Annotated in this window: 3 protein-coding genes and 1 pseudogene; 2 read left to right on the top strand and 2 right to left on the bottom strand. The window is 71.7% G+C overall.

Translation table 11 applies throughout. The annotated features are described in order from the left end of the window. Positions 1-237 (bottom strand): thiolase family protein (locus H5J29_RS17770; RefSeq protein WP_446686483.1); only part of this gene is annotated, 237 nt, incomplete at its 3' end. Positions 238-347: 110 nt separating this feature from the next. Between H5J29_RS17770 and H5J29_RS17765 the strand changes: the two genes are divergently transcribed. Together H5J29_RS17765 and H5J29_RS17760 are read left to right on the top strand one after the other, a co-directional pair. Beyond that, positions 348-1,349, top strand: coding sequence for an LLM class flavin-dependent oxidoreductase (locus H5J29_RS17765; protein WP_181782073.1), 1,002 nt, complete (start codon positions 348-350; stop codon positions 1,347-1,349). Between the two features lie 1,074 nt (positions 1,350-2,423). Beyond that, a pseudogene (locus H5J29_RS17760) lies at positions 2,424-3,712 on the top strand (IS3 family transposase). Positions 3,713-4,978: 1,266 nt separating this feature from the next. Here H5J29_RS17760 and H5J29_RS17755 read toward each other — a convergent pair. Next, a partial coding sequence (locus H5J29_RS17755) for an FCD domain-containing protein (protein WP_181782072.1) occupies positions 4,979-6,130 on the bottom strand: 1,152 nt, incomplete at its 5' end.

Raw genomic sequence — 6,130 nt, 5'->3', positions numbered from 1 at the left:
GCCGGGGACGTGGGTCAGGCCGGCCTCGAGGGCGGCGTAGCGGGCGATGTCGCCGCCGCCCGCGAGGACCTCGCCGAGCACGACGTCGTCGTACAGCTCGGTGGGCAGGCCCGCGCGCTGGACGGCCTCGCGCACCACGAGGGTGGCGAGCTCGAAGGCGTCGGTGTCGCGCAGGGTGCCCTTGAAGGCGGTGCCGATCGCGGTGCGGCAGGCGGACAGCAGGACGGCGTCGGTCACGGCTCGCTCCAGTGGTGTTCGGACCCGGTCATATTCGTTGTACTCTATTCAGGCCCGGCTCGGAAGGCTTACAGTGCCCGAGAAGAGTATCCTACTTATCGGAGGCGACGATGCGTTTCGGTATGCCGTGGCCCGGGGCCGGCCAGGCCCGCGAGGCCGAGCAGGCGGGCGTCACCGCCTTCTGCACCGGGGAGTTCGTCGACCACGAGGCCTACACCACCATGGCCGAGATGGCGGCGCACACCGAGTCCGCCCAGATCGGGCCCGCCATCGCCTACGCCTTCGCCCGCACCCCGTACGCCCACGCGGCGGCGATGCGGCAGCTGCACCGCACCGCGCCGGACCGGCTGTTCCTGGGTCTCGGCTCCGGTGCCTACACGATCAACCGGGACTGGTTCGGCGTGCCCGCGGACCGGCCCGTCGAGCGGATCGCCGAGGCCGTCGAGGTCACCCGCGCCTGGCTGCACGCCGAGAACGGGCAGCCGGTGCAGTACTCGGGCGAGTTCTACTCGATCGACGCGGACGTCCGGGCCCCCGTGCTCGGCCGCCTCGAGATCCCGGTGCTGCTGGCCGCGTTCAACAAGCGCATGGCGCGCACCGCGACCCGGGTCGGGGACGGCCTCATCGGGCACGGCCTGTTCACCCGCACCTGGTGGGACGACGTGGTCCGGCCCGCCGCGGAGAAGGGGCTCGCCGAGCGGGCCGTCGGGGGCACCCGGCCGGTCGAGCAGGGCTGGATCATCACCGCGATCGACGACGCCGCCCCCGAGCGCGCGATCCTCGACGCCAAGCGCATGATCGCCTTCTACCTCACGGTGAAGACCTACGACCCGTACGTCAGGCACCACGGGTGGGAGGCGCCCGTCGAGCAGCTGCGTGCCGCTTTCAAGGTCGGCGACACGGACGGGATGGCCGCCGCGGTGACGGACGAGATGGTCACCGAGATCGCGGTGTGCGGCACCACGGCCGAGGCCCGGGAGACCCTCAAGCGCCGCGCGGGCTCCTTCGCGCGGGACGTGAGCTACTTCGCCCCGCCCTCCTTCCTGGTGGGGCGCAAGCGCAGGGCCGCGTACACCGAGGCCTCCCTCGGCCTCATCCCCGACGTGACCTGAGGCCGAAAGGCAGCCGGGCCCGGCACCGCTCGAGTGAAGGACGGCTCGGCTGTCACCGCTCGACGTGGACGGCAGCTCGGCAGGCAGCACACGAGGTGAACGACAGCCCGGCCGGGCACACACCGCGAACGACAGCCCGGCTGTCACCGGTGCTGCTCTGCGGCCAGGGCCGGGCCGCCGTCCTCGACGTGAACGACAGCCCGGCCGACAGCACACGCCGTGAACGACAGCCGGGCCCGACCGACGAGCCGCTCTTCGGGCGTGAGCGCTCGCTCACCCCTCGACCGGAGTCCCGCACTCTCGGGCCCGCACGCGGCCCGCGGCAGCGGGCGACGGTCCGGCCCCCTCGGCAGCATGATCACCGACTCGGCACGTGCAGCCGCGGCACCCGCGGTCCGCGGCTCCGAAACAGTGATCATGGGCAGAACAAGGCGCCGTCCGGCCGACCACCGACCCACCCCTGATCACCACCCCGGCACAGAGAACCGCGGCCAGCGCGGCCGCTCGCTCCCGACCAGCGACCTTGGGCGCGTGCGGCACCCTCAACCCCAACAGATCGCCGGTTCGGCACGCGAAACCCCGGCCGGCTCAACCCCAGTGATCATGGCGCCACCGAGCCTCCCCACCCACGACCCCTTGATCACCGACTCGGCACACAGAGCCGCGACACCCGCGCCCACGACTCCGAAACAATGATCAAGGGCAGAACACGGCGCCGTCCGGTCGAACACTCACCCGCCCATTGATCATCACCCCGGCACAGAGAACCGCGGCCAGCGCGGCCGACCACTCCCCAACAGCGATCTTGGGCGCGTGTAGCAGGCAACCCCAAGAGATCACCGGTTCGACACGAGGAACCCCGAGCGACCGCGGCCCCGGCCCAGCCCACTCATCGTGGTGTTACCGAGCCTTCCCCACCCTTGATCACCGACTCGGCACGTGAAGCCGCGGCACCCACAGTCCGCGGCTCCGAGACGGTGATCATATGCAGAACAAGGCGCCGTCGGGCCCTGACCCCGTTCCGTGGACACGCTGATCCCCGCATCGTCGGGGGAAGCGAGATGATGTCTGACCATGGCCCGCAAGAACTACTCCGACGAGTTCCGTCGGCAGGCCGTCGAGCTCTATGAGTCCACCCCGGGCGCCTCGGTGAAGGGCATCGCCGCCGACCTCGGCGTCGAGCGCACCACGCTGGCGTTGTGGCTCGACAAGCTCGGCACCGGCACCAGGACCGCCCCGGACGGCACCCGCTCCCGCAGCGCCCGATCGGTGCGTGCGCCTCGCGAGAAGCCCGGTGAGGCCCCCGCTGCGGACGAGACGCCCGAGCAGCGTCTGGCCCGCTTGGAGGCGGAGAACAAGGCTCTGCGGGCGGAGAAGACCAAGCTCGAGACCGAGCGGGAGATCCTCCGTCAGGCGGCCAAGTATTTCGCCGGGGAGACGCGCTGGTGACCCGCTTCCAGTTCGTCGCCGACCACACCTCGACCACCCCCAGCCCGCGCCCGGGCTGGACGGTGAAGCGGCTCTGCGCACTGCTCGACCTGCAGCGTTCCTCGTTCTACGCTTGGCTCGCCGCCGCACCTGCCAGGGCCGCACGCACGGCGTCGGACACCGCCCTGGCCGAACGGATCCGCGTGATCCACACCAAGGACACCACCTGCGGGCGCCCCCGGATCGCAGCCGAGCTCAACGACGGCGCCGAACCGCAGGACAGGGTGAACCACAAGCGGATCGGGCGGGTCATGCGCGAACACGGCATCGCCGGCTACCGCAGACGCCGCTGAGTGCGCACCACCATCCCCGAGCCCGCCGACAGCCCGGTGCCCGACCTGGTCGGCCGGGACTTCACAGCGACCGCCCCGAACCAGGTCTACGTCGGCGACATCACCTACCTGCCCCTGGCCGACGGGGCGAACCTCTACCTGGCCACGGTCATCGACTGCCACTCCCGCCGGCTGGCCGGGTGGGCCATCGCCGACCACATGCGCACCGACCTGGTCACCGACGCCCTCCGAGCCGCCTGCGCGACGAGGGGATCGTTGGCCGGGGCGATCTTCCACTCCGACCACGGCTCCGTCTACACCTCCCGGCGATACGCCGAGCTCTGCGATCGCCTCGGCGTCCGGCAGTCGATGGGCGCGGTCGGGTCAAGCGCCGACAACGCCCTCGCCGAGTCGTTCAACGCCACCCTGAAACGAGAAGTACTGCAGGACAACACGTCCTGGCCCGACGAATCGTCCTGCCGCCGGGAGCTGTTCCGGTGGCTGACCCGCTACAACACCCGCCGCCGGCACTCCTTCTGCGGCTACCAGACCCCGAACACCTACGAGAACCAGTACGCCGCTACCGTCCCGGCAGCCGCGTAATCACCCCCGTGTCCACGAACCGGGGACAAGGCCCGTCCGGCCGACCACCGACCCACCCCTGATCACCGACTCGGCTCGTGAAGCGCAGCACTCACGGCCCACGACTCCGAAACGGTGATCAAAGGCAGGCGCGGCGCCGTCCAGCCGACCACCGACCCACCCCTGATCACCACCCCGGCACAGAGAACCGCGGCCAGCGCGGCCACCCACTCCCCAACAGCGATCTTGGACCGGTGCAGCACCCGCAGCCGCGGCAGCATCACCGGTCAGGCACGCGGAACCCCCGCCACGCCCCAGTGATCATGGTGCCGCGAGGCCTCCCCACCCCACCACCCCTCGATCACCGACTCGGCACACGAAACCGCGACACCCGACGCTCACGACTCCGAACACTGATCACAGCACCGCCCAACCGCTCCTGGCCCCGACACCCCTTGATCACCGACTCGGCACGTGGAACCGCGCCACCCGCGGCCCACGACTCCGAAACGGTGATCAAAGGCAGGCGCGGCGCCGTCCAGCCGACCACCGACCCACCCCTGATCACCACCCCGGCACAGAGAACCGCGGCCAGCGCGGCCGCTCACTCCCCAACACCGATCTTGGGCAAGGATCCGCACCCCCAAAACCCCAGGTGATCACCGGTCCGGCACGTGGAACCGCGCCACCCGCGGCCCACGGCTTCGAAACAGTGATCAAGGGCCGAAGAAGGCGCCGTCAGCCGAACACTGACCCGCGCTTGATCACCACCTCGGCGCAGAGAACCGCGGCCAGCGCGGCCGCTCGCTCCCGACCAGCGATCTTGGGCGCGTCCAGCACCCGCAGGCCCGGGGAATCACCGGACCGGCACGCGGAGCCCGGGGTGCGCGGCCCCCGGCTCGACCAGCGATCATGGTGCCATCGAGCCTGTACCACCCTCACCGCCCCTTGATCACGACTCGGCGCACGGAGCCGCGCCTCGCGCGGCCCACGACTCCGAAACAGTGATCACCGCACCGCCCAACCCTCCCGGCGCCCACCACACCGTGGTCACCGACTCGGCGCACGGAACCGCGCCACCCGCGGCCCACGACTCCGAAACAGTGATCACCGCACCGCCCAATCCTCCCGGCGCCCACCGCTCCCCGATCACCGACACGGCGCGTTTAACGACACCTCCCGGCGCGCCCACCACCTTGATCACCGACTCGGCGCACGGAGCCGCGGCACCCCCAGCCCAGGACTCCGAACCAGCGACCTACGGCGGAACGACCACGATCCACCCACTCAGCTGTGCCAGAAGTCGGAGAGCGCGGCCAGATGGCGTTGCATCCGGTGTCGGGCCAGTGGGAGGTCGCCTGCCCGCAGGGCCTCGAGGATCCGACCGTGGGCGTCGGCGACCACCGGGGTGTGCGAGCCGGGGCCGACCTCCGGCCTGCGCGCCTCGATGTGTCTGCCCCACAGCTCCGTGACGATCCGCAGGAACAGGCCGAGCACGGGGCTCGCCGCCGCGTCGGCCAGGTCGAGGTGGAAGCTGTCCGCCTGGGCCGGGCCCGAGGGCGTCGGCCTGCCTTCCACGGCCGCCGGCACCGCCTGTTCGCCCCGGCGGGCGAAGACCCGGTCGAGGCAGCCGAGCTCCAGCACCTCCCGCACCGAGCGCAGGTCCTGCGGCTGGATGCCCTGGTGGTCGAGGTAGAGCGCCATCGTCTCGACGCCCGCCCACGGCTGCGGCTCGGTCACGACGAGCCCGCCGCCGGGCCCGCGCCGCATCCGCGCCACGGAGTGGCTCTCCAGCAGTCGGATCGCCTCGCGCAGCACCGACCGGCTGATCCCGAAGCGCTCCAGCAGCGCGGCCTCCGAACCGTGCACGCTCCCGATCTGCCAGCCCGCCGCCGCGATCTCGTCGTGCAGCCGGGCGGCCACGACCTCGGCCAGCTTGACGCCCGGACCCATCGACGCGAGGTCGGCGGCGATGCCGGAGCGGGGTGCTCCGGGCTGCGGGGCGCTCGCGCTCAGGATCCGGCCGATCTCGACCAGGTGCTCGTCGAGGGCGGCGACGGCCGGTCCGGCGTCGCCCGCCACGGTCGCCTCGACGACGGTGAGGTGCGAGTCCGCCATCCGGCGCCGGTTGCGGGCCGTCTCCTCGGCCGAGACCCGCACCGACATGTGGGCGTAGCGGGTGGTGAGCCGGGCGAGCACGTCGACGAGCAGGTGCAGCGTGGTGTTGCCCGACCGGTGGCCGAGCAGCTGGTGCAGCCGGTCCTGGCGGTGCAGGCCGGGTTGGGAGACCGGGCCGGGCCGCAGCTCGTGGCGCAGCGCGGCGATGCCCTCCTCGTCGAGCAGCTCGATCGTGCGGCGCAGCGCGAGGGGCTCGAGCAGCCTGCGGGCCTCGACGAGGTCCGCCACGCTCGTGCCGATGTACTCGAGGTAGATCACCAG

The organism is Pseudonocardia pini (assembly GCF_013870575.1).
Classification (GTDB): domain Bacteria; phylum Actinomycetota; class Actinomycetes; order Mycobacteriales; family Pseudonocardiaceae; genus Pseudonocardia; species Pseudonocardia pini.
Note: the sequence above shows the minus strand (reverse complement) of the source record. Positions and strands in the feature narration are given on the sequence as shown.

What these genes read in the sequence shown, in the direction of transcription:
- H5J29_RS17765 (WP_181782073.1), top strand. Translation starts at nt 348, where the DNA reads ATGCGTTTCGGTATGCCGTGGCCCGGGGCCGGCCAGGCCCGCGAGGCC.